This window comes from Nostoc sp. ChiQUE02, assembly GCF_034531305.2.
In the GTDB taxonomy this organism is placed as follows: domain Bacteria; phylum Cyanobacteriota; class Cyanobacteriia; order Cyanobacteriales; family Nostocaceae; genus Nostoc.
Genome location: NZ_JAVRBN020000050.1, coordinates 1 through 23,378, shown reverse-complemented (window position 1 = coordinate 23,378; position 23,378 = coordinate 1). Strand labels below are relative to the sequence as shown.

Genomic DNA, 23,378 nt, shown 5'->3' with positions numbered 1-23,378 from the left:
TCTTGCAAAAGTCCCAGAGGCGTGGAACAAGTAAGTAGAGTTGGGTAGCATTGATGACTTACGAACAAGTAAAGAGCCTGAAGCCTGAAGAATTTAAACGTTTGTGTGGTGTACGTCCAGAGACTTTTAACCAGATGCTAGAGATAGTGCGATCATTAGCTCTACTGCTCTTTCAAATAAATTGACGTATCCAGATGCTGAAATATGTTGTAGTCCAATCTCTAAGGTTACTCGGCGTTTCGGGAAACGCGATATCAGATACTAGTTTTGGTTAACATAGAAATTCCCCTGACATTGCACATATTGTATGCCTAAGACTTGGAACATCAAAATAGATAACTATTTTCAAGCCAACCCCAATTGCATCATCGCCACTGCTCATGTAGACTCGTTCCCCACAGACCTCCCCCTAGAACCGAACATCCGCGAACCGAACCGTAAAAGCGCGACCTACAGACAAATGTTCGATTCACTGACTACCGAACCTGGAAAATTCTTCTCTCGCCACAGTGGAATCGTTCTGTCAGCGAATATTGCTAAACCTGTCAAGAACAAAACTGAACTAGAGCTAGAAGTCTTAGAAGCTAACGAGGGGGGTAGTGATGGTATTATCAACGGAGGGCATACAGTTTTAGCTTTTGAGCAAGCGAAAAATTACAAATATGACCTAACCGAAGCCAGGGTAAAAGTTACGATTCACATCGGGCTGACTGAAGAATCAGCCAAAGATATAGCCCTGGCCTCCAACACGACAACATCAGTAGATTCTCGCTCGAAAGTCAACGCCAGAGGTGATTACAAATTCATCAAGCAGTACTTAGCTCAGTTAGAACAGAAGGAAGATAGGAAATTCCGCATCGCTTATTACCAAAACCAAAGCGGCGCTCCCAGAAATGCCCAGTGCAATGTCACCCATTTGCTTAAGCTCCTTTACTGCCTCGACAGAAATAAATACAACCCCGACGGCAATAAACGAACCAAACACCCAGCAGGAATGAGTCTTCCAAGTAACATTACAGACGCAGAAAGGGAAAGATTAACTGCACTTTTGCCTTTGCTAACTCATGCTTTGTGGATAGAGCAAAGACTGTACGAAATAATCCAAGACTATATCAGTAACCCTAGAAGAAAGGGTGCTAACGATTTAGCATCAATTGATATACGTAAAACTACATTGTTGCCTGACAGCAAGTATTCATTCGGGTTTGGTGCGCCAACCGACTTGGCACTACCGATAATCGCATCCTATCGGGTATTTCTAGACAAGGACTATAAATGGATTCTGCCGTTTAACGAATTCGCTGAAGATTTCCTGCAACACTTGTGGAATAACTATTTCCGTAAATACTTGGTGTCGGAGAAAACAGCAGGAAATACAGTCGGTACAAAAATCAGCCGCAATCAAGAGATTTGGGAAAGTTTGTACATTTCGGCGCAAAGTTATCTAAATCAGCACTTGGTTAAAATGGTTAAGTCCAGTAAGCAAGAAGAAGAACTGAAGGTGACACAAGGTGCAAACAAGAGGGGACAAAGGAAAAATGATGGCGCAACTACTGCTCTCAAATAGCTTTTTATCTTTGTCGTAAAGCCTGCGGCATAGTTACGCTTAGGGCGCAGCCTAAGAAGAGAAGTTGCGCTCACGGTGAAGCCTTTTTCTGTTGCCCCAAACCTCCTTGATAAGAGCGCATCTACTTTCCAGGTAAGAGATAATAGCACAAGCTTTTTATTTAGAGGTTTTGGTCTAACCAAGTTTCTAAATCAGTGAGGGATGAAAAATCTAAAAAGGCTTCTCCTAAAGTCTCCAATTGGTCAGTAGATAAACCTCGAATTCGCTCAATTACTGAAGAGTCAATCTCACCAAAGCGATGATTTAGTTGACGTATAATTAAACGTTCTTCACCTTGTTTAATTCCCTCTACTTGTCCTTCCTGTCTAGCTTGTTCTCGGTCTTGTTGATAAAGTAGTGCTAATCGCATAACTAACTCCCTGTCATCTGATTCTTCAATTTGAGACATTACCAAGTTCTGCTGTAAATTGTACAGTAATTCTAGCGTGGCTCTCCGAAACGGGTGATTAGATGATAGCGCTTCTAATTCATCAATAGCCTGCCTTTGTACTTTCCCTCGACCGAGAATTCTTAGCCATAAAGTTTCTTGAGTACGTGGCAGTTTATGAATTACAACGATAGCTGTTCGCAAATACTCCCCCATTAAGTATACTCCAGACACCTAATTAGATGCTTGAATTGCACTAAAACCTGAAAGTATTCTCACAGATACGGTTGGAGAAAGTATCCACAATTTCGGAATTTCTAATTCTTTAATAGAGATTTTATTGCGGTTAGCTTCGCGTTGTAGAGCACCTCTTACTTCCAATAGTTTCAGCAAACAATCACAGATTTCCTCCTCAGAGGCAGGATTGCGAAATGGTTCAAAAATAGCAGGTGTAGCTGCAAATTTTCCCAGAATTCCTAGCATCTCTAAATTATTAGCTTGTTGAGTAGGAGAAAATAAAACATCAATTTCTCTAATCTCACCAGCTACACGGCTAGAAGCTTTTACTTCTCCATAAGGTTTTAGTAACTCTTCCAAATAATCTTTAGCAAATTGGTCGTGAATAAATCGAGTCATTTAAATTACTATGAAAGTTATTTATTCTAATTAATATTTTATCTCTTTTAAGAGCATCTTTTAAAAATGCAAGCGCTCCAATTTTACATTTTTATCTATTTAATACTGAAAATGTCAACAATACATATTCTACAGGCTTATCAGCTAATAAAGTCTTTTTTTGGCTGATTAAATTAGCATTAATGTTATATCTTTGAATGATTTACTCCGTATTAGATTGCTCAAGCTCTGGCGATTGTTGCCAGAGCTAGAAGATTCATTTGAGCTTTTGATAGTCTTGAAAAAAGTGATTCAAATCATTTAAAAGTTGACAATACAAACTTTTGTTTTCATAAGTACCAGTAGCATTCTCCCAAGAATCGCAAATTCTTGGGTTAGTAAAAGGCAAAATCAAAACAAATAGAGCCGAAATTAAGGGGACAATTAATATAAGGTTTCGGGCATCAGTGATTAAATCACCAACTTCGCTCAGAATAGGTAACTCGTATTGATGACGATGTGTAATTAGTGTATCCTTGTTTTTCTGAGGTTGATTTTTTTGCTCCTTCTCTAAATTGAGATTGGGCTGAATATCTATCTCAATAACGTTCTTCTTAACTACCTCAATTGCCTTCACTAAATCATCTATAGGTTGTCCATTTCTGGCACGAGTGACAAGTATTGCTTCAAGAATTATTAATCTTGATTTGGAAGTTAACAGTATAGGCATCTGTTGATTAGCTTCATTAATGAAATCCTGTTGTTCTTTGAGAAACTTACTAGTCTGCATATTATGTAGCCACTGTTTTTGAACTAGTAGTTCGCGTTCTGATAGTCTAAAGCTTTGAGAAAGACTGTTAATAAAGTTAACAACACTTGTCGTTAATTTTTCTAAAGAGCTTGAGGCTTTTGAGGGGGAGTTGCTTTGATTCTTGTCTTGCATAGGTTATTCAACAAATTTTAATTTTGATTACTATCGCAGCCGTTGAATTTGTATTTAATTGGTGAATTTTGGAGTAATCTTTCGATTCCCAGACGGATAAGCTCTGGTGCAACTCCGTCTAATTTCAACTCGGTTTGGATAAACTCATCAATTGAATTGGCTTTCGTATTCTCCAAAAGTGCCAACATCTGTTGAGCTTGGGTTGTTGGTGTGCAAGACTCCTTAGTTTCGGCTTGAGAGGTTTGCTTATTACTTGGTGCAGAGTCAATAAAGTTTTTGGTATCCCGGTCATAACCAGAGAAATTCTTTAACAGAGGCATTGGTATCCATTCATTGATGCCGCCGTAATAAACTGCTCGACCGACTGGTGATTGTGCAGCAATCTCCATTACTTGGGTTGAGGTAATCTTGCGATCGCTAGGAATTAATTGGGTGGCAATCATGGCGTTGTAAGCTGGGACGTTATCAGGATGAACCAACGCTACAGATGTTAACTGGGATCGCAGTCCGCCAGAAATGCCTAAGTCATCAGTATGAGGATTTTGGACGACAATCCAAAAATGCCAACCGGAACTATCACCGCAAGAACAGTAAGAGATGATTTTGTCTTTGAGCCAGCCGATTTCACCCTTGGTATTTTTAAATTTGGAACAAACAGCCGTTCCTTCATCCAAAATAATCAACTTGGAGCCAGAGATATTTTGAAATTCGGTAAAGCATTCTTTGACCCATTTAACGGCTTCGACCGGGGACATTTCTAGGATTTTAGCCCGTTTAAAAGTATCAACACGACCTTTGAAATAACCGGTTTCTTTCTCGTCACCTTTGGGGTCAATATAAAAGATGTGTATGCCAGGATGCAGCCGCTTGATAGCATCGATTGCATTGCTAATGGTGATCCCCTTGCCAGAACCAGGGACACCAACCCACAGCATATTGGTAACTTTTTTAGCAATGTGAGCGATTAGGTCATACTGCACTTGGGGTTTAGTGGTGTAAGTGGAGATTTCGGTATTGACTGAAGGGGAAGAGGCACAATGCATGGGAGCAGTGGGCATGGGAGAAATTTCCCCTCCGATGGGAGCATAGTGCCCCGTTTCCTCTTCAAACCTTGCTCCCACAGCATGATTTGGTAATTGAGCAAATCGAGCTTGTGGGATACCAAGATTTTGCGGTTGTATGGCCTCTTGAATAACTGTTACTTGTTGGTAGTTAACTCGCGGGTCAATTGTCACTTGCGCTAAATGCCCAGACAATTGCTCACGGGTGGGAAACTGCCCACGTAGCTGAATAAACCAATCAAGTAACCAACGGTAAGCGTAAAATCTTTTTCCTGGCTCAACGGCGCTCAAGTATTCACACACCACATGAGATGATTGCTTGAGCATAGCAAACTCATATTTAGACATTGGCTGCAAATGAAGCATCAAGTCAGCAATTTCATTTTGGTTAGCGAAATATTCAGCCCGTGCGACGCTATCACCCATTGCAGAAAGGAAAGCAAAGAAGTCACCACGAATAAAAGGGATGGGTGCAAATTGATGGGTATCGTTTAAGTCCTGAACAATTGACCATAAATAACCAACACCAGCGAAGACTGCACCGATGGGAGCAAGTGGGGAAGTGGCATAACAAACAGCACCAGTGGCCGCCGTCGCTAAAGTAATGAACTTAGCAAGATTCATGCCATTACGCTCATCTTTGGCGCGGATTAATAACTGATCTTGACGCTCTTGTAACCAAGAGGCGGTATTCCCAGCTTCCAAATACTCAATGCTGGGGTAATCGTCACGTAAAAGTGCCGTTTCTTTAGTTCCTAGCATTGGTATTTGTTGCTGCATGTGAATTCCTCTTACTTAGTTAATTTCCAAATGCTGTAACCAATCTCGCCTGCCATCATTGAAACTACGTTGTAAGCAAAGCAAGCCAGGATTAAACCTGGGTTCGTGTAGCGAAAGGGATTACGACCAACGAAGGTAGTAGTCAGATCCAAAACCCAGAAAAACAGTGCGATCGCTCCACCTGTATGACGTTCTTTCATGCCAGCAGCTTTGTAATCACCCCAGAGTGCGACTGTCAAATCGATGTTTCCAGTCGGTTTTGTACCCAGAGTATATTGCTTGGAATCTTCAAATTCATGCTTGGCTTGATTTGGGTCTTTGCCACGCAATGTTCGCGCTTCCATGACTTGTACTAATGCAGAGATGCCAAAACTAATCCAGAACAAGAGATTGAACGGTAATTGTAACCAACCGATCCAACCGATCCATTCTTGCTCAAACCACGGTAGGAGGGGTTTTCCCTGGAATAAAACTTGCCAGATGCTATCAGTAGAAAGGAGTGTACCAATCCAGAAACCAATTGCACCAACGAGCTTGTATCCGGGTGTGCCTGGGGTAACGAATTGGGCAATGATATGTGAGATAAAGATGACTGGCAGTGAGATTAATGCCACAATCCACCGAGCTAATAATTCTAAGTAGTCACCCCCTCCTTTTTTCGGCTCTCCTTGTGGTGATGATTCTGGTTTTGGTTGTGAATTAGATTTGTTTGGAGTGAGATATTTCATAAATCAATCGTGAGAATCTTGGTACAGTGGTGAATTCTTACAAGCATTTTTGAATCTATACTTCCATTTCCATTGCCTCTGTTCAATGCGTCCAATACATAAACCAGTTGAGTCATACACAAAAACTGTTTCATCTTCTAAATAACCTGTAGTGTCAGGTCTAGGGTTACGTTTTTTGGAGTCTAGATAGTTCCTGATTCGTAACTTACTGAATGAGGGCGTAACTCCAAGAGAGTTAATTTTGTCGGCGGTCGCTGCCCTTTGCTCGGCTTTAATGCGTTCTAGTTCTTCTGACTCACGAATAGTAATGCCATGAGAGTAAGTTTTGAATTGGGCTGGCAGTTGTGATAACCAAGGACTTGCGATTAACCCCATGCCCAATAATCCCAACATCGCTTGCTTCTGGTATTTCATTGCCACTCAACCGGAATATTTTACTGTTGGAGGCCGTCGATAGTTTGTGTTGTCTGGGGTGGTGGTGCATTAATAACACGAACGTAAACAGACAGCCCAATGCAAACTAGGAAAAAAATCACTGAGAATCCGAAAAGATTCTCCTTGAAGAACTTGCGCCATTTTAAGCTGGAGATTGGAATTTCTCGCTCAACAAAGAGCGTGTCAAATTTTTCAGATCCTGAATTGTCGCAGGTAGTTTCGACTTTTTTTCGGGTGTTGGGACTCCTAGTTCTTGTAAGAATGCTTCCGGGTCAAAACCAGAAGTAGCAGTATTAGTGAGTTTTTCAACCTCTTGTTTTACCTCATCCCCAGTCTTTAACCCGTACTCTTGGGTAATTTGTTGTCTGATTTCGGGATTCTTGGCCAACTGATAAATAAACGCTATTTCATCAAAGCCTTGCTCTGTCCGTCGCTGTAATGAACGAACGTCAAGCTCACTGGTTATTTCGTCGAATAACTCTTGCTCAAATTGATGAACTGCCAGCGCTTGGGCAACAGTCTTACCTGCCACAATGTCCAAGAATGCTTTAAATGTTTCCCGGCTAACTCCAGCAAGATGTAATTGCTCACTTACACTTTCTATGGCTTGAGTCTGTATATTCGTCAAATTGCCACTACCTCCTAATAGCTTCGATTTGTCGAGGGTTGCTTGCGCTAAATTAAACAACTTTTCTAAGCGATCGCTGATATCCACGGGAAATTCTTGAGCGTTCGGATCAACTGCCGGATCTGACTGAGCCAGTTGTTCTAATCCAGCAATAATTTGCTCTGGGCTGTAGCTAGCACTCAATAATTCAAATAATTCTGCACGGGTGAATTTGCTATCCGACATAATGGGTTTCTCCTAAACTGTGTGATGTAAATCCCAGTTGTTCTTGTTCAAACTGGGCGCGGGTGTACTCGACTTTATTTGCTTCAACAATTGCTTCGACAAGAGCCTTTTTGTCAATCCCTTGATTGATATCTCCAAACAATTCACCAATCTTTGCTATCACCCACACTTGATAAGATGTGATCGGTGCAGCACGGAGATTTTTCTCTTGGGCTAATGCCTGCATCCTTAAAAGTATTAATCTATACTCTGGAATCAAAGAAGCGACTTTTGCCCATCGTTCCAATGTCCGGGGACAAATACCTAAAATTTTTACCGCTTTCGCTTTTGACATTGGTAAAACTAAGGGATTTACCCCTGATTGGCTTTGTTTTTGATTAAAAAGTTGTTTTCTCCATCCTGATTCCATGAACTTAGTCAAATCCGTATCAATAGCCTCAAAAAGATAGTCAATATCCGTAGCATCTAAGTGTCAATATGGATATCAATATGGATGTCCATATTGATATCAATGATCAGCGTCTATTGACTGTCTATTGACCTTGCTCTTTTATCATAAAAAACCGCGCCAAGCGGTTCAAGCTACTAAGTTGACAACTTTGTTGACAACTTTGTTGATAACTTAGTTGATAACTTAGAAATTTTCAGTGCAATATTTACCAAGCTCCTTCGGAGCGAAAACTCTTACCTTCTTTCAACCATTTATTATGATGTATTGCGGCTAAAGCTTTTACTCTCGAAGATGGTTGACGATGAGTTCTAGACGATTTTTTGCAGGCATAAGCTGTCATTGTTCTGGCTCTAATATTTAAATATCCTGATGCCTCTTCAAAACTTAATCCCCAAATTTCACAAAAAACTAATGGGTCAAGTTCTTTGATTTCTTCAGTTTGTGCGTTCATACTTTAGCTCAAAAGTTAAGTTTTGGGGTAACTGCCATTTCTGGCAGAAGCGATCGCTTTAATTTATGCTTGGCTCTTTTATATGAACTGGGCAAATGATTTCCCCTATGGTCATTTTGAAGCCTGACTTTGTTTAACCAACACTGAACGTAGGTACTGCCGACAAGCTGCTTCTCCTCGATAAATCAGAATCCGCAGCGCCTGTATTTCCTGGATTGGAGAAACACAGATTTCAGCGATGGCAGCAATCAAATTCTGTTGCTGATGCACATAAGAAAGATGCTGCTGCTCTAACACAGCAATCTTGGAGTTTAACTGCTGTATCTGCTGCAATGCTTGTGTCAAGGACGATTCTTTGTTTTGAGAGCGATTATTTAGAGTTAACGTCATTTTATTTGCTCCTTATTTATTTAGATTTTTAAAAGCTTTGCCAATCGGGGCATTTCGCGCCCTCAATGCCTTCGGGATGAACAGAACAAATTAAAGGGGAGCCGTTGTAAGAGATCCCGTGATAGTATTTGCAACCTATACAACTGGTGGGTCTATTTAAAGGTCGAGGTCGGCGCAACATAACTTGGTCAATTTCATTTTGACCAGTAATTCGGTCAACCATGAATGCTGTGATCCCAGTCCCGGCTATTGCTCCACTAATAACGTACATGATATTCTGCCGAGATATTGAGTGCCGAAATATCCACAAATAATTGTTGCTGCTGCTGCACTAATTCCTTTGATGAAAAGACTACAATTCATCTTTTCTTACTTCTTTTTTACTGATGGTTCATTCTCAGTTAAAAGTCTGCCAAAATCGTAAATCGTTACAGTTGGCTTTGGTTCCGGCTCTAGTTTTGGTTTTGGCTCTATTACGAGTTCAGGACTACCCAACCCGACTGCATTTCTGATTTCTTGTTCCATATCAAAATTCCCCTTTTTGAGTAATCTGCTTCATCTTTCTTCCACGAGATACCCCGACTTCAGCGAAGCAAATCGGGGAGGGATAGTGGGTCAAACTTGACCCCTCGATGGGGTTAAGTTTGACAATTTCCGAGTTGACAACACGATTAATCCAGTGTTTCGCTGTATCAATCGAACTTTTTTAGCAGTACATTGTCCTAGCCTTTTCCAATTACAATCACTAACTGAAACTTGTTTTTCGGTATCGCCACTTACCCAACCGAAGAATGATTTTTTACCTTGGATAGCCTCAACAAAATCGCCTTTTCTAAATCCATGTCGAGTTGTAGTTCCACCATATTTACGTCTGTTGCCACCCTTAGATGGAACCATCAAATGCAGTTGCCTACGACTAATTGGAGGACGACGTAAAACCGTGAATTGAGAATTAGTAATAGTTACATTGCCTACCCAGCTTGCGCCATGATTTTTAACTCCCTCCCATGCTTGGTATTTAACAAACTTAGAACAAGCCAGCGTGACTGCATCAACTGCGTGAGTTTCTGGAATTTGCAGAGACTTGTCAGACTTTTCCTTGTGTAATCCCAGATGTTTGCGTAGATTTGATGTTTCCCAGCCTTTCCTTAATTCGACTTTAGCCAGTTCAGATAGGCGATTGATTTGATATCGCTGACCGACCATCACAGGGCTAAAACTTTTGCTACCTCGTGCTTCTACAACTTCTACAACGATTATTTTTACTGGGTAAATTTCACAAAGAAGTTTAATTGCTCGGTATTCCAAGTCTTTGTTTGCTCGAATACTTGGAGGTAATTTAGCGCAAACCTCGCGCGTCCCGGTTTCCGGGTGTGAGAGTTTGTAAGAAGATCCGCAACGATTATCAAATCTAGCTTGACGATGACTGCGTTGGTTGTAAGGTATTTTGCGATTAATTCTTCTACCGCGCCTACCCCTTCGCATCATAGCCCGTTGTTCCATTCGGTCTTTAACTGTTTTGAATGGAAGAACTAGGTGCAACATCTGTAGTGTGTATTTTTGAGACTGAACTGCAACACCAGAAAACATTTTGCCAGGGTCTAAACCAACAACAATCTCTTGAGTCTGGGTATCAGATGGTTCGGCTATTAATTGAACATAAAAAATACCTAGTTTGTTAAATTTACCGATAGCTTTTCCTGTTTTGATCCAACGTCTAGCTCGACTTGGCTTTGTTGGCATTAACGGGACATTTTCTGATGAAATTACTGGTACTCTCACTGGATATAATCCTTGAGTAAAGTTTAAGTCCCCTCGCCCACCATATTTAGGATGGCTTGCCATAATGCAACGCCTTTAATAAGAAGGCTTGAAGATAACTCGAACTGGGGAAGTATTCGAGAGTTCGTACCTAAACATGGCTCAGTGGGCTAGTCAAACACGCAAGACCTATTTCTTGCAAGCCCCACCCGATAACGTTGTAGGGTGGGGTTATTGACATCATCGATTGCATCCAAAACTTCCCCCAAAATATTGAAAGCATCGTTTAAAACCACGTCATTCAATGTAGAAAAGTATTCGGAGGATTCGATATTGCGATAATCTTGACTACTGTTAATAAGCCGCAGTGTATATTGACACCCTTGCAAGATGGCTTGAATTTCTGAAGTAGTTAGCTTAATTTCCATTGGTGTGTTCTAACGTTGAAAAACTGAATCAATTTCGCCGTTATCAATAGCCTTTTTTGCATGGACAACAGCTTGCGTATGATTGTCAAAGGTTTGAGTTGAAGGAGATGCCCAAGTTGTTTTCAAAAAGTCATGCTTCCCAACGTGAACATCTACAGCACCATCTGATAACTCAGTACTCTCAATTTTGTAGCCGCCATGTTTAGTTTTGTACTCTTTCATTGCCGTTAACTCACCTAAAATTTATCTCGTTGAATACTGAGGCTTGCTCCGACTAAAGAACTCCCTAAGAAAGCGGAAAAACTGACCAACATTGCACCCAGGCAGATGTTTTTCTGTTGCTCCCAACCAGAGATGATTATGTTGGAATTAGCATTCGTTTCGATAATCTCCATTCCCCAACATCCCATTGCTCCAACTCCTGAAAAGCCAGTTAATAGCAGAGAGGCGATCGCAGTCGTTTCTATGGTGAGATCAACGAAAATCCTGGGGTTAAATCTTTTTCGAGTCCGACGAAGAACTAATTTATTACGAGTGTTTGAAGGCAAAGATGATTGATGAGTTACTTTCTGTATTTTCATTTTGCGTCCTCCAATTCAATAAAAAACCCTGCACCAGTATTCTTAATCTTTACTTTTCTTTGATTGACTAACATTTGAATCACGCTAAGACTGAAGTTGATGTGACATAATCGAGCGCTACCCCCACGACGACGAAGATACTGTAGGCACAAGGAGGAATGGTCAGCAGGGACGGGATGAGTGGATTTTCTCGGCATAATGTTTTCTCTTTGATAATGCGAATAAGTGTTTAGGCAGAAAAATTAAGAGCATGGCTAGCTTTTTGCCAGTCACGCTCTTGAACCTTATAAATGTCGCCAGAAGTTCTTGCTGATAGTCTTGAGACTGACTACATTGGGTTCTGTTGCGGCTTCAGGAGCATGACCAACAGCCACCGCAGCAGCAATTGGTGCGGGTGTCGTTAACAAGGAATTGAGTAATTCTTGCTGATAGTCAATATCTGCTACTGTGCGGTAAACTCTGTGATAATTTATCTGCATCCCCAAAGGTGTTGGGACAATTTTCAGATATTCATTAAGAGCAGATATGTAGGTATCACCAAAATTCTGGAGAGCAACAGCCGGACGGATAATATTCAACAATTGAATAGCTCGTCTAATGTCTGCAACACTGCGGCTAGCATCAATCTCTGGCTGACTTTCACGGTAGCCCTTGCCTTTTTTTTCTGCTACGAGATTATGAAATTTAGTAATGGCTCTCTGATGATTGCCTAATGTGTGGACTTTGGTTTGCGCTTGATAACCGACTCTGCCCCACTGCACTGTTAAATTCCCATCTTCGACAATGGCCGCCCAGAATTTATTGCTGTTTCGGATAGCATCAACAAAGACTAAATAGATTTCCATGTTGATTATTTCTCCATTGGTTGTGGATTAGATATACCTAAAATCCTGTTCTTAAAGGTTTCAAAGCTCTCTTGTTTGGGTTTAGCAGGTGGTAGAACATCTTTGTTCAATAAAGAGTTTTTAAAGTCCTCAAAACCTGGATATTGACTCATTTCCTTCTCCGGTCTAATTAATTTGATTAGTGAATTGGTGTTTGAAAATCAAACACTTCTTTTTACTTGGGCATTGCCCCATCTAATTTGATGCTGCAAAGCTTCAAGTACTGTTTCCGCTTCTAGAATTGTTAGTCCATTTAAAACAGAGCAGACATCATACAAATCCTGGGGAATAGAATCAGGGATTACTAGCTCACACAAAGCGTCTTCAAGGGCTGTAGAAACTGGATATTCAGTTGGAGTGTATTCTTGTTGCATAACAATGTATGTAGACAGAGTTACTCGTAATAACAGTTTGGTTTCTCTATCTAATCTCTCTAAGTGTGCGCCGTAGTTATCAACCAACTGGTTGATTAAGTCTGTTTGTCCGTAATAAGTAACTAAGTCTGTTGCCATTTTCTTTGGTCTATCTAATTATTAAGAAGCTGGTGTTAATTTCTAAAAAAAAGTGTGATTGCCCCCATAAAATTAGGGAGCAACCGCAATTAATATCAGTTCATGTTTCTGTATTTGGCAGTTCTAAGAGACTGAGTTTTCGCTGCAACCACAGGACTACTAGCCTGTCGTGCGGTTGATGCCCATTCCCTCATCCGAGAAACCGCCGCCGCATCCTGAATTGCAAGCGGGGTAATCGTTTGACGACAGGCTTCGAGGTCAGCAAGTGTTACCTGCTGCGGTCTATCCTCATCGAATGCCAGCAGAGCAGCTTCCGAAGCAAGGGTTTCCAGTTCTGCTCCTGAAAACTTTGCAGTGTTGGCAGCGATCGCTTCGAGGTACTCCGATTCCAGGTGAATGCCAAAGCGTTGTAGATGAATCCCTAGAATCTGGACTCGCTCAGGCTCCGTGGGAAGATCAATAAAGAAATTTTCGTCAAATCTTCCCTTTCTCTTGAGTTCAGACGGTAGTGCTGAGGGGTCATTACAAGTTGCCACGACAAACACGCCACTGGTTGATTCCGACATAAACGTGAGAATATTGCCTAGAATCCTTTGACTGACTCCACTTGTATCGCCACTACCGGAGAGGGCTTTTTCTATCTCGTCCACCCATAACACGCATGGGGCAATGGCTTGGGCCGTTTTAAGTGCGCGGCGGACATTGCCCTCGGACTCGCCAACGAGTGAACCTAAAAGGGACGCAATGTCGAGTTGTAGGAGTGGTAAATTCAGTATAGTTGCAATGTTTTTGGCACAGTTAGATTTTCCTGTTCCGGGTGGGCCAGCCAGCAACACTCCTTTGGGTTGCGGTAAGCTAAGACTTCGTGCCTCTTGTGTAAACAGACGGCGGCGACGATTCAACCAATCACGCAGTAGATCGAGTCCACCGAATGGGATTGTCGCAGGTTTGCCCAACTCGATACCCATTTGAGACAGTAGTCGAGTTTTGTACTCGACGGCTTTAGGGATGAAATCAGCATCAACGATGACACCATCATTAGTTAAGTTTTCTTTGACTGTTAACCGCAGAAAATCACTGATTTCTTCTAAAGTTAAACCCAGTGCTGCACGAGAAAGAGTTTCTTTTTCAGCATTCTCTAGAGAAATAGTAAAAGTCAATTCCTGTTCAATAGCTGATTGTTGTAAGTCGTGTAAATAAGAATTGATGTGTTCAAGTATTTGGTCAATACTAGGCAAAGGGACTTCACAATAAGGAATCAATCTGACTAGAGATTCGTGTAGTTGTATGTTCTGACCCAACAAGACAATGCGTTTATCTGTGGGTTTTAACCTGTGGTAGAGGTTTTTGACCTTGGATAAAATTTCCCAACTCAATTGGGGTGAGTTCTTAGCAATAAAGGGGTGAATATCTCCGAGGATAAATACACCATTCCCACTAAAATTAGCAATGTAATCAAACACATACAACAGTGGATCAGCCTGGGGCGGCTTTTTGTACTCTGGTACTGGCTTAAACACCAATCCCCCATCTGCTGCAATTAAACATTGCTCTAAGTTTGATACCCCCAGGTTCCAGAAGAACACTGAACTTGATAGCTTGCTAGATGCCTCTGTGGTCAACCACTGAATAATCGTTGCTTCATCAGGCGAAAGCACATCAACAGCAGTGATAGGGATTTGTGAATCGAGCGTGGAGAGCAGATTTAAGAGTTTCATGGCAGATTTCAGATAACTTCAATTAATTTTGGCGAAGCCATTGTGACAAAATCAGTAGTCAGTTATCGCTAAAAACTGACTACTGAGTGACTAATTACTGGCGCTGGTATTGTTGATGATTTGCTGTTATACGTTGTGTTTGAGCTTCCGGCTTAAATTCACGTTCGCCCTGTACAACCCCCAACGCCTCTTCAAATGGCTGGGTAGCTGACAAACAAGACAACCCTTCAAATCCCTCCGCCTCCACTCGAACTTCACCTGTAGCCGAGTCAAAATGAATCAAAACTGAACGTTCCATATTTATCTCCTTTGATATTGCTTAACTTCTTGATGTCCGGCAAAAGTCAGCCGTAGAGTTTGTACAGTGCCGTTAGTAATTTGTGCGATCGCACACTCCCCAAACTGCTCTTGTAATTCGGCAGCTTTAGCTCTCACCATGCGTTGTCCATAAGCCAGCATTAATTTATTGCTGAAAAAGTCTTTGCCCAACTTTGGAACTGTCTCATAGCTATCGTGTATTACGTCATACACACCATTTGACTGATTCCATTTAAAACCGATGTCTGCACGGGCTTGAATTGTGCGACCAGATACAATGATTTCAGCACTTTGCCCCTGAGAGCCACCGTAGTATCCTTTTAGTGGCTGTGGATTTCGATGAACTTGCGGTGATAGATTTAAATCAAAAAGTGCTTGTAGCAAACAATCATGATTGCTTAATTTGGTTTTAACAGTTGAGAAATGTGACACAAGTTATCTCCAAGGCTTTCAAATTGGTTTGAGAAATAGTAGGAGTGTGATATCCTTTTTGGATTATTGTGAATACCACACATAAAATCCATTTGCAATTAGTCTTGGACAAATGCACCCTCGCCCAAGACTGTTTTTTTACCTAAACTTGAACGACATAACGGTAGCTTTCGACAAGCCCACATCGTCAGTCGCAAGTGATTGTAAATTGCGTTGTTCATCTAACAACTTGATGCGGATCTCTTGCATTTTTTGCTGTAAAAGACTGCGCGTATCAGAACCAAGATTTTTGGACTCAATCGCTGGATCGTTAACGATAGAATCTAAGTGCGCCATCATCGCCTCTAAACTGCTGCCAGCTTCCGGTGAGGCATTTGCTAGTAGTACCTGAACTTTCAGCAGATGGCGTTGCATTTTTCTTTTAAACTGTACGGGCTTGCGTCCTGGCTCCCAATCCGCTAGTTCAGAGAGAAGCTGCGCGGCGAGTTGTTCACCACCAGCGATCGCAGATTCCCTTAATCGTTGCTCCAGATTTTGGTCATACTGCTGAATAAACTTGGTAATCTGGTCAAGGCATTCGGCTTGCTGCTGATTGAGTTGTTCGGACAATGCCGGGATAATCACCGGACGACCGATAACAACTTGCAAATAGTCTTCAAGGTCGGTCAGAGTCGGGAATGCTCTTAACAAGTTGCCTTTGACTGACTCTTGCTTATCCTGTGCTAATTCCCAGGTGTTAAGTGAGAGGAACTGATCAATCCGCTCTTGATAATCAAGAAGTCCCGCTTCGTAATCAGCTTTTAATTGATTGCGTAAACCAGGGGCGATATTATCTCTGATATTGATTAGCTGATTCCACACAAGTGGAGCCAAATCAATCGGACAAATCCAATCACCAGTATCAGCAGACATCCACTCTTGAACTGAAGCAATCTCTTGCCTTAATTGGGCAGCAGCTTCATCGAGCTTCTTAAATACCTTGATTCCACGTAATCCGACTTCGGAATTGGTAACTTTCACGAGGTCTGATTCAATTTCAGAAACCTCAGCTTTTAGCACATCTGCCCATTTAGGTGCGGCAGACTTTGTACTTTTCTTTAGCTGAATGCGAAATCTAATGCGGGTTTTATTTAACTGTGAGAAATTGTGGCGCTCGACTACTGCATCAGTCAGGAAATTCACAGCGATAGGGTTGTCGATTGCTTGTACCATGATTATTGACCTCAATCATTATTTTTCACTTTCAATTAAGCGAAGCTTTCTTTGTGACTATTTGAATGTCTTTAGTAGCTCTATAGATTACTTTTTTAGAGCTATTTTGTAGGCGAATATGTCTTTTAATGACTGGTGGTTTATGTATTGACATGGCTTAAAATAGCTGAAGTTGTTGCGAATTATCCTGTACCACAGGCTTGTTATAAGTCATACCTTCGACTTCATAACAGCGAGTCATGAGTTTATTTCGGTTTAGTCGAAAGCTGACTTTTTTCCTTTGATTTGGCAGAGGTAGAAACAGATACTGTGGATGTTGTATGCTACCCTCATCTCCCAAATATCGACAATGTGTACCATTAATTTGGTAAACTTTTGATGAGCTTAACAGTGTCGCGTCATACACTTTGATCAAATTTGTTTCCATCTTAGTAGCAGTGAAGTGTGCCATAATTTGTTGTGGAATCGATTTTCCTCTACAGTCAGATTTAATCAGCCTGACTGTAGAGTTTTTCACGCATAATCTGATTCAATTTCTTCTTTGATTCATCTGACAGAGCATTAAAATCAAACTCTTCGGAGTTCAAAACTTCATCAAAACTTGTTGACTCATCGATAATATTGGCAATCAAACAAGATTCATCGTCGTAGTTCCAACCATTTGCTAAAAGCCACGGTAGAATCCCGTCAGATTGCAAAAGTTTTTCCAGGTCAAACAAGTCAGAAAATGATTGCAGATTTTCGACGTTGGGGTGAACAATTGTAATACTCATCTGTGATTAGTTGTGAATAGTTGAACAGCACATATTAGCTGTAGACAAAGCTTGAGTCACTTATAGCTACAGTCTCTCAAGCCCTGTTTACAACTTTTGCAGTCACAGTTTAGACATAAGTTGGTAATGTCTTTATCAATCAGATGTGCAATGTTAGATTCATGAATGAAGCTGATTTTAGTGACGCACAAGGCAGGATTTACCTGCCTTACTTCATCTTTAGGACTAAAACGCCATCTCAAGAGCAGCTTTTGTTACAGCAATTGCTTGTTTACTGACCTCACGCCAGTTCGTTTCTTCGTTGTAGGATGCCATGACTAATTCCGACTCTACCCACACCCGACAGAACAACACGCTCTCATCGGTTGTCCCTGGAGTAGGCTGTAGTGTAATCGGAGAATATAGTTGTTCTGGAGTAAGAGTTGCGATCGCGGTTAACAAGCTTTTAGAAAAATGAGTATCATAACCGGATTCTAAGATATACATCCGGTCTGCTTGTATAGTTATTAGCAACTTGCAGGTTTCTTTTTTGCGGCGTTCTGTATTCTCAAACCGTAGTTCTTTAAGATATCCAGTTAAGGCAGTTTGAGGGACATCACTTGGTTCACCATTGAGTGTGTACCACAATCCTCCGTGCTGACGATTGCAGTAGATTTTACAATTGCCAGCATCAGAGTGCAATCCCAGTTTCGGCTTATTGATTGAAGCGACCAACTGCTTGAGTAGTTCCTCTTGGCGCATTAAGGCAGCAAGTAAATCCGATGTTTCTTGAGGGTTCATTTGTTTGTACCAAAAGCATTTTCACTTTTGCATTGGCGTAGCCGTTTGATTGTGATATATGAAGCGTAGAGCCAATAAAACAGCGCTCTTGATTTTACAAAAGCGCTTTTTATTACTAATTATTTATAGTTACAGGTTATTCGTGTGAATTAAATCTTGCTAACAACTCTTCACGAGATAAACTAGACAATTCCAGTAAAAATCTTGCAAAGTCATCTGGTGATAACTGCAACAAAGTATTAACTACTCTTGAGAGTTCTTCATCCACAGAACCAAACCGGAATCTCAACAAATTTTCTACAACCTGACGGCGTTCTTGCTCTACTCCCTCTTGTACAGCAGCAGCCCTTGCTTCTTGATAAGCTTCTGTTAAGTTCATGATCAACTCCTGGTCATCTTCGGTTAAATCTGTCTGCGTCATCACACTGATACGCCATCTGTAAACCATTTCTAGAACATTACGGCGGATAATATTCTCTGGTGGAAGGGCAACCAGTTCACTTACTGCTTGGATTTGTACTTTTCCCCGACCCAACAGCCTAAACCACAGCGTGTCTGGAGTTCGCGGTAGCTTGTTAATCGCTACTATTGCTGCTCTTACTCCTTCAGGCAGAAAGTACACCCCGCTAATCCAATTGTCTAAATCTAGTTTAGCTTCAAAAGCCTTGAGCAGAGCTTTGGAAGCACTGGGAGAAATAATCCACAGTTGTGCTAGCTCGTTCTCCGCTATTGTTGTGTCTTCCCTATTGGCTTTACGCTGTGCGTCTGCAATCACAGTGAACAATTTCTGTAGACAACTACGTACTTCTGTTCTATTCGGTTGATTGCGAAACGGTTCTAGCAAAGTAGTATTTAATACCGCTATTCTACCCAATAATCCTAAAGTTTCTGCATCAACCGCAGATGTTGGTGTTGGCGAAAATAACACATCAACAAATCTTGTTTCATCAGTTACTTCCCTATTCGTTTTTACTTCCCCAAAGGGAGAAAGTAACTCTTCTAAAAACTGTTTGGCAAATTTATCATGAGGTTGTTGGATCATGTTATCAGTAATAGTCGTGTTGTATCATGCTGCTATTTCGGATTAGAGTTTGGTGCAAAAGCGATCGCCCTGCCTTGTCAGCAATCGCCTTTTCCCTTTAACTACGCCGCTACCAACTCCCGTTCTACAACTGGCTGATATTCCCGTAGCCGCTCCCATTCCTGTGGCGTGAGTTCGTCAAACGGCTTATCCAGCAGTTCCTTACAAGATGGTTGCGTCAGTTCTACCATCGACAATACCCACACCGCATCAAGGGCAGAATCACACGGAATTTTCTGCTGATGCACTGAAGTTGCCCGAATAACCCACCAACGACCATTAGTACAGCCTACTTCGCCAAGCTTTTGCTCCTGGTCGTAGATACCATCGTTTAGGATTTCAAACCCGTACTTTTCGCATTCATCAGCAATCTGTACCATGATTTCATTCCCCGTTGTAGCGACTGGGGTTTCTTCTTCTTGTATGGGCAGTGTTCCGCGCTGGTAATGCCATCTGATATAGCTGTGGCATCTTTTAAAAGTGTTCGCGCGGTGGATCTCCTCACCATTGACCATCACTATCCAAGGTTGCGTTAGGTCATCGTCGTGGGTAATGCTAGCTACGAGTTTTTGACCTGCATAGAATTCGTGATCTTCAAACGAAATCTCTACTGATCTCAGTTCTTCAACTGGTTTAACGCAAGAGGTTACAGTTGTTGTTTGTGGCATAATTTTAAGATTCCTTATGGATAGAAAGGCGATCGCACAGTTTTCCAGGCAGGCGATCGCCTTTTGATTTACATGAACAACGTTGTGCTTGCACAACGCTCACTCTTTTATTGGCGCAGCCTCATAAAGTAATTCAAAGGCAAAGCGTATCAGATGATGTCAAAACACCAGACAGCACAAAGCTGTAGAGAAAATATTGGGATGTTACCGTGTCCTCTGTACAGCCGCGTGGTAACAATTGAAAAGGCGATTGAGGAGTTCACAATCGCCTTTGTTCTGCAAAGATTGAAGTTTTTTACAACCAGTTTTTAGACTTGGTGGGTCATCGGAATCATCTCCGGTGGCTTGAGCAATACAAGTTTTTGGCTTCCGGCTGCTAGTCCCGGTGGCGGCTGGTTATTGTGGTTTCGTATCGTTAACTCGATTTGTAAGGGTTGAATTTTGAGCGCTTCTTTGTTTTTCAAAAGAGGCATCGCACTCGTCTCCTCTGTTATAATTACTATGTTACTACGCTCACCAGTGGTTTTCAAGCATATTTAACTGGTAAGCGTAGTAGACGATTATCTTAGCTGTTGTAATCTATGTTCCAAATAAGTGAAGTGATATCCCCATCTAAAGCAGCACAAAGTTTCTCTAGAATTTCTGTACTAACAGTCATCTGAGTTGGTTTTTTTGGTTTGTTAATAAAGACGTGAGGAGTCTCTAGCTGCTGAATATAAGCCACAGAAACTCCCACAGCATCAGATAGCTTTTGTCTACTATATCCAGCTTTCTCTCTAAGCTCTCTGAGTTTTTGGGCATTTTCTTCATTCCACCTAAACGCAGCGATGGGTGTTACATCTACTGTGATATTCATTTTTACTTTAATTTTATTTTCACTGCGCTCGCCAGTTGACATGATAATACTATTAATATACTGGTGTCAACCATAAGGCTACACCAAGCAAAGGTGAAAGCGATCGCTTTCAGCCTGCGTCAACTGGAGAAACACAACACCTGTTCAAAGACTCTCACGGTTAATTTTCTCAAGTCCAAGTGAAACTCACAAAGAATTCATTGCCGTAGAAATAAGAAACCGAAATCTGAAACTACTTAACTAGCTTTGAAAATCCAGGCAAGGTTTAAGAATGGCTCTCACCAGCAGTAATTTATTGTCTGCACAGCCTTCACTCTCTATACCTGGTAAATTTAGCACTACGTAGTAGAGGAATATTATTATGATTGACACTCCCCCGTTTATAAAACGGGGGATTCTTGGGTCAAAAGGGAGCTAGTGCTCAACCCCTCGTGGTCATTGGGATCTCCCCGGTGGCTCCAGCACCCGCCGCAGGTATCGCACTAGTGCTTTTCATGCTCTTTGAATACACATCTGAATGGCACATCTGAGTAGTAGGGGAATCAATAAAACAGGAATGAAATAGCAGCTTTTTTCTAAAAGACAATACCCCGAAAGAGCTTCAGGGTAAACAATGTAGCAATTTGTGGTAAAACAATTAGAGCTATCAATTGCAATAACAAATAACACAATGACGATACTGCCACAATGTAACCAAACACATCCCTTGCAAGAACTAGATAGATTTTTGCGTCAACTATTTCAAAAAACTTTCCAGGGAATTGTTTGTTTAATAGTTCTGTTTGGCGTTGGTTTGGTGTCTGCAAACGCGGTACAACCATTACGTAAGCCTGACCTGTGGCAAGTTTATCAGCAGTCGCTCAAGTCAGCCAAATATGTTGACTTGACTCATGTGATTGCTCCAGCAATTCCTGTATGGTCAGGTTTTGGTTCATCAAAGTTTGTGCCTGCCATCAATCCAAAAACAGGTTCACCATACACTTACCAAAAGGATGGGTTTGAAGCAACTGATTACCATTTATCCACCGATCAGCTAGGAACCCAACTAGATCCACCTGCTCACTGGAACCCTGACTATCCAGCTATCGATGAATTACCAGCGACATTTGCTGTTCGGCCTCTAGTAGTAATTCCGATTCAGGATAAAGTTGCCAAAGACCCTAATTACCACCTGAGTGTCAAAGATATTCAGGATTGGGAACGCAAACATGGCCCGATTCCCCAAGGCTCTGTTGTATTTGTGCGCTCTGATTGGTCTTCATCATGGCCGAATCCAGAACTAGCTACTAGAACTAAATTTCCTGGGGTGAGTCTTGATGCTCTCAAATTCTTACATTTACAACGCCATATCTTGTTTCACGGACATGAACCCCTGGATACAGACAGCACCCCAACACTCGAAGGAGAAGCTTGGCTGTTAAACAATGGATATACCCAAGCAGAGGGTGTTGCAAATCTAGATCAGGTGCCAGAAACAGGCGCGTTGATCTCTATTGGGTATCCCAAATTCAAAGGTGGTTTAGGAGGTTATGCACGTTACATTGCTATTTGTCCGCCAAATTGGAAATACGGCGTTTCAGTAGGTCAAATGCCGGAGTCCCCCCTGCAAAAAGCAGATAAACCTCTGCACTGGGATACAAAATTGGGTGTACGGGTACGGTGAAATGAAGCAATTGGGTTATTGCTTATATTACTTTCTACCAGACCCTACTCGCGTTCGCTTGAAAAACTTGAAATTATGAACCACGTTCAGAGGGTTTGGCAATTTGGCATAATTTGTCTTCTGAATTACTGTTTAAATGAGATATCAACAGAACAGACACAAGTCGCCTAAGTTGACCCAATGCTATAGAATAACTCAGCAGCAAATTCACAGTATTCGGTCATCGCTTCACCACAATCGGCTAGAAATGCACTAGAAAATAAATAGTTATTAGAGCAATCGCTCTTTCTTATTTCTTTGCGCTTAATGCCTGCTGACTTAATTGCATCACAATATTTTGGGGTAATGGGTCTATGACAGCATCAGTCGGCAGTGATTGGATAAAAGCTGTTACCTCTTCCCCAGTTTTATATTTCCCTTCACTCCAAGCATCAGCAATCTGTTTCGCTACCCGGTCAGCATCATCAGGGTTCGCATGGGCGGTAATACATTGAATATCATTACCTGTAAATGATATCCATGTCTGCCAAAGTCCCGTAACTGGATGCTGAACAATCCCTGTGGTCAGTTCATTGTCCTCAAGTACCGATTTTTTCTTTGGGCGACCAAATCCTTTAAACATAGCTGTATTTAGTAAACGCTACTTTAAAATGCCCAAAATCAAAACTGCGATCGCTCTAGTAAGCTGCTAACAGGTTTGACCCATTGAATTGTGGGGGATAATCTACTGGTTTATACATTCCCATTAATCACCTTGGAACCCAACCAGCTAAATTTATTTTCTGATTTGACCGTCACACCAGAACGCAGAGCAGAGACACTGTTAATGAGCCTTGAGGCGCTGTTGAAGTGGAAATCTCAGATTTTTGAATATCAGCAGAAGGTGAGAGAAAACAAACCACCACAGCAGACGGCATTATTTGACCTTACCCCTAAGGATTGAGGATTAAATAAGATCCAAAAATAGACAGAGCAATGATAGGGTGAACTTATCGAGTGACTACCAACTG

At 41.6% G+C, this 23,378-nt stretch carries 34 protein-coding genes and 1 pseudogene; 4 read left to right on the top strand and 31 right to left on the bottom strand.

Going from position 1 to position 23,378, the window contains the following annotated elements:
* The first annotated feature begins 53 nt into the window (after positions 1-53).
* A complete protein-coding gene (locus RM347_RS30415) occupies positions 54-185 on the top strand; it encodes a hypothetical protein (RefSeq protein WP_292779799.1) in 132 nt (43 codons plus the stop codon).
* Between the two features lie 122 nt (positions 186-307).
* On the top strand, positions 308-1,567 hold the full coding sequence (locus RM347_RS30410) for an AIPR family protein (RefSeq protein ID WP_322721747.1): 1,260 nt from the start codon (positions 308-310) through the stop codon (positions 1,565-1,567).
* 160 nt (positions 1,568-1,727) lie between these two features.
* Here RM347_RS30410 and RM347_RS30405 read toward each other — a convergent pair.
* The 30 genes and pseudogenes from RM347_RS30405 to RM347_RS30260 form a co-directional block, all read right to left on the bottom strand.
* A pseudogene (locus RM347_RS30405) lies at positions 1,728-2,630 on the bottom strand (DUF4351 domain-containing protein).
* Between the two features lie 256 nt (positions 2,631-2,886).
* Positions 2,887-3,552, bottom strand: coding sequence for a hypothetical protein (locus tag RM347_RS30400; RefSeq protein ID WP_322721748.1), 666 nt, complete (start codon positions 3,550-3,552; stop codon positions 2,887-2,889).
* Between the two features lie 17 nt (positions 3,553-3,569).
* Entirely contained in the window at positions 3,570-5,393 is a 1,824-nt protein-coding gene (locus RM347_RS30395) for a hypothetical protein (protein ID WP_322721749.1), read from the bottom strand.
* 11 nt (positions 5,394-5,404) lie between these two features.
* Positions 5,405-6,121 carry a hypothetical protein gene (locus tag RM347_RS30390; protein WP_322721750.1) on the bottom strand — a complete coding sequence of 239 codons (717 nt, stop codon included), beginning with the start codon at positions 6,119-6,121 and terminating at the stop codon, positions 5,405-5,407.
* A 3-nt stretch (positions 6,122-6,124) separates the two neighbouring features.
* Positions 6,125-6,535, bottom strand: a complete 411-nt coding sequence (locus tag RM347_RS30385; RefSeq protein WP_190937378.1) for a hypothetical protein — start codon at positions 6,533-6,535, stop codon at positions 6,125-6,127.
* A gap of 163 nt (positions 6,536-6,698) precedes the next feature.
* Complete coding sequence (locus RM347_RS30380; protein WP_322721751.1) at positions 6,699-7,409, bottom strand: hypothetical protein; 711 nt, start codon at positions 7,407-7,409, stop codon at positions 6,699-6,701.
* Positions 7,399-7,743 (bottom strand): hypothetical protein, encoded by a 345-nt coding sequence (locus RM347_RS30375; RefSeq protein WP_428850638.1) that lies wholly within the window; start codon positions 7,741-7,743, stop codon positions 7,399-7,401. Before RM347_RS30375 ends, RM347_RS30380 begins: the two co-directional genes overlap by 11 nt.
* A 322-nt stretch (positions 7,744-8,065) precedes the next feature.
* A complete protein-coding gene (locus RM347_RS30370; RefSeq protein ID WP_163938182.1) occupies positions 8,066-8,311 on the bottom strand; it encodes a hypothetical protein in 246 nt (81 codons plus the stop codon).
* A 111-nt stretch (positions 8,312-8,422) separates the two neighbouring features.
* The gene (locus tag RM347_RS30365; protein WP_322721753.1) at positions 8,423-8,701 is read right to left on the bottom strand and encodes a hypothetical protein; all 279 of its coding nucleotides are present in this window, start codon (positions 8,699-8,701) and stop codon (positions 8,423-8,425) included.
* Between the two features lie 28 nt (positions 8,702-8,729).
* A complete protein-coding gene (locus tag RM347_RS30360) occupies positions 8,730-8,972 on the bottom strand; it encodes a hypothetical protein (RefSeq protein ID WP_322721754.1) in 243 nt (80 codons plus the stop codon).
* A 98-nt stretch (positions 8,973-9,070) separates the two neighbouring features.
* Entirely contained in the window at positions 9,071-9,226 is a 156-nt protein-coding gene (locus RM347_RS30355) for a hypothetical protein (protein WP_322721755.1), read from the bottom strand.
* Positions 9,227-9,316: 90 nt separating this feature from the next.
* Entirely contained in the window at positions 9,317-10,546 is a 1,230-nt protein-coding gene (locus RM347_RS30350) for an RRXRR domain-containing protein (protein ID WP_322721756.1), read from the bottom strand.
* An 86-nt stretch (positions 10,547-10,632) separates the two neighbouring features.
* Positions 10,633-10,890, bottom strand: coding sequence for a hypothetical protein (locus tag RM347_RS30345; RefSeq protein ID WP_322721757.1), 258 nt, complete (start codon positions 10,888-10,890; stop codon positions 10,633-10,635).
* Positions 10,891-10,899: 9 nt separating this feature from the next.
* The gene (locus RM347_RS30340) at positions 10,900-11,112 is read right to left on the bottom strand and encodes a hypothetical protein (protein ID WP_322721758.1); all 213 of its coding nucleotides are present in this window, start codon (positions 11,110-11,112) and stop codon (positions 10,900-10,902) included.
* 14 nt (positions 11,113-11,126) lie between these two features.
* A complete protein-coding gene (locus tag RM347_RS30335) occupies positions 11,127-11,471 on the bottom strand; it encodes a hypothetical protein (protein ID WP_322721759.1) in 345 nt (114 codons plus the stop codon).
* Entirely contained in the window at positions 11,468-11,668 is a 201-nt protein-coding gene (locus RM347_RS30330) for a hypothetical protein (protein WP_322721760.1), read from the bottom strand. The genes RM347_RS30335 and RM347_RS30330 overlap by 4 nt, the downstream gene beginning before the upstream one ends.
* An 87-nt stretch (positions 11,669-11,755) precedes the next feature.
* Positions 11,756-12,316 carry a WGR domain-containing protein gene (locus tag RM347_RS30325; protein WP_322721761.1) on the bottom strand — a complete coding sequence of 187 codons (561 nt, stop codon included), beginning with the start codon at positions 12,314-12,316 and terminating at the stop codon, positions 11,756-11,758.
* Positions 12,317-12,321: 5 nt separating this feature from the next.
* Positions 12,322-12,468: a hypothetical protein gene (locus RM347_RS30320; protein WP_322721762.1), complete on the bottom strand. Its 147-nt coding sequence runs from the start codon at positions 12,466-12,468 to the stop codon at positions 12,322-12,324.
* Between the two features lie 48 nt (positions 12,469-12,516).
* Positions 12,517-12,867, bottom strand: a complete 351-nt coding sequence (locus RM347_RS30315; protein ID WP_322721763.1) for a hypothetical protein — start codon at positions 12,865-12,867, stop codon at positions 12,517-12,519.
* Positions 12,868-12,962: 95 nt separating this feature from the next.
* The gene (locus RM347_RS30310) at positions 12,963-14,585 is read right to left on the bottom strand and encodes an AAA family ATPase (protein WP_322721764.1); all 1,623 of its coding nucleotides are present in this window, start codon (positions 14,583-14,585) and stop codon (positions 12,963-12,965) included.
* 94 nt (positions 14,586-14,679) lie between these two features.
* Positions 14,680-14,883, bottom strand: a complete 204-nt coding sequence (locus RM347_RS30305; RefSeq protein WP_322721765.1) for a DUF2997 domain-containing protein — start codon at positions 14,881-14,883, stop codon at positions 14,680-14,682.
* A gap of 2 nt (positions 14,884-14,885) precedes the next feature.
* The gene (locus RM347_RS30300) at positions 14,886-15,335 is read right to left on the bottom strand and encodes a DUF1257 domain-containing protein (protein WP_322721766.1); all 450 of its coding nucleotides are present in this window, start codon (positions 15,333-15,335) and stop codon (positions 14,886-14,888) included.
* A 138-nt stretch (positions 15,336-15,473) separates the two neighbouring features.
* Positions 15,474-16,547 (bottom strand): hypothetical protein, encoded by a 1,074-nt coding sequence (locus RM347_RS30295; RefSeq protein ID WP_322721767.1) that lies wholly within the window; start codon positions 16,545-16,547, stop codon positions 15,474-15,476.
* Positions 16,548-16,704: 157 nt separating this feature from the next.
* Positions 16,705-16,998 (bottom strand): hypothetical protein, encoded by a 294-nt coding sequence (locus tag RM347_RS30290; RefSeq protein WP_428850637.1) that lies wholly within the window; start codon positions 16,996-16,998, stop codon positions 16,705-16,707.
* Positions 16,999-17,035: 37 nt separating this feature from the next.
* A complete protein-coding gene (locus RM347_RS30285) occupies positions 17,036-17,320 on the bottom strand; it encodes a hypothetical protein (RefSeq protein ID WP_322721769.1) in 285 nt (94 codons plus the stop codon).
* Between the two features lie 225 nt (positions 17,321-17,545).
* On the bottom strand, positions 17,546-18,100 hold the full coding sequence (locus RM347_RS30280; RefSeq protein WP_322721770.1) for a hypothetical protein: 555 nt from the start codon (positions 18,098-18,100) through the stop codon (positions 17,546-17,548).
* Between the two features lie 136 nt (positions 18,101-18,236).
* Positions 18,237-19,142, bottom strand: coding sequence for a hypothetical protein (locus RM347_RS30275; RefSeq protein ID WP_322721771.1), 906 nt, complete (start codon positions 19,140-19,142; stop codon positions 18,237-18,239).
* 101 nt (positions 19,143-19,243) lie between these two features.
* Positions 19,244-19,849 (bottom strand): hypothetical protein, encoded by a 606-nt coding sequence (locus tag RM347_RS30270; protein ID WP_322721772.1) that lies wholly within the window; start codon positions 19,847-19,849, stop codon positions 19,244-19,246.
* A gap of 308 nt (positions 19,850-20,157) precedes the next feature.
* Positions 20,158-20,322, bottom strand: coding sequence for a hypothetical protein (locus RM347_RS30265; RefSeq protein ID WP_322721773.1), 165 nt, complete (start codon positions 20,320-20,322; stop codon positions 20,158-20,160).
* A gap of 92 nt (positions 20,323-20,414) precedes the next feature.
* On the bottom strand, positions 20,415-20,747 hold the full coding sequence (locus RM347_RS30260) for a helix-turn-helix domain-containing protein (RefSeq protein ID WP_094345915.1): 333 nt from the start codon (positions 20,745-20,747) through the stop codon (positions 20,415-20,417).
* A gap of 628 nt (positions 20,748-21,375) precedes the next feature.
* On the opposite strand from RM347_RS30260, the gene RM347_RS30255 reads away from it, so the two are divergent.
* Positions 21,376-22,368, top strand: a complete 993-nt coding sequence (locus tag RM347_RS30255; RefSeq protein WP_322721774.1) for a cyclase family protein — start codon at positions 21,376-21,378, stop codon at positions 22,366-22,368.
* A 289-nt stretch (positions 22,369-22,657) separates the two neighbouring features.
* On the opposite strand, the gene RM347_RS30250 is transcribed toward RM347_RS30255, so the two are convergent.
* Complete coding sequence (locus tag RM347_RS30250) at positions 22,658-22,990, bottom strand: hypothetical protein (protein WP_322721775.1); 333 nt, start codon at positions 22,988-22,990, stop codon at positions 22,658-22,660.
* 90 nt (positions 22,991-23,080) lie between these two features.
* Between RM347_RS30250 and RM347_RS30245 the strand changes: the two genes are divergently transcribed.
* Positions 23,081-23,311, top strand: coding sequence for a hypothetical protein (locus tag RM347_RS30245; protein ID WP_322721776.1), 231 nt, complete (start codon positions 23,081-23,083; stop codon positions 23,309-23,311).
* Positions 23,312-23,378 lie beyond the last annotated feature (67 nt).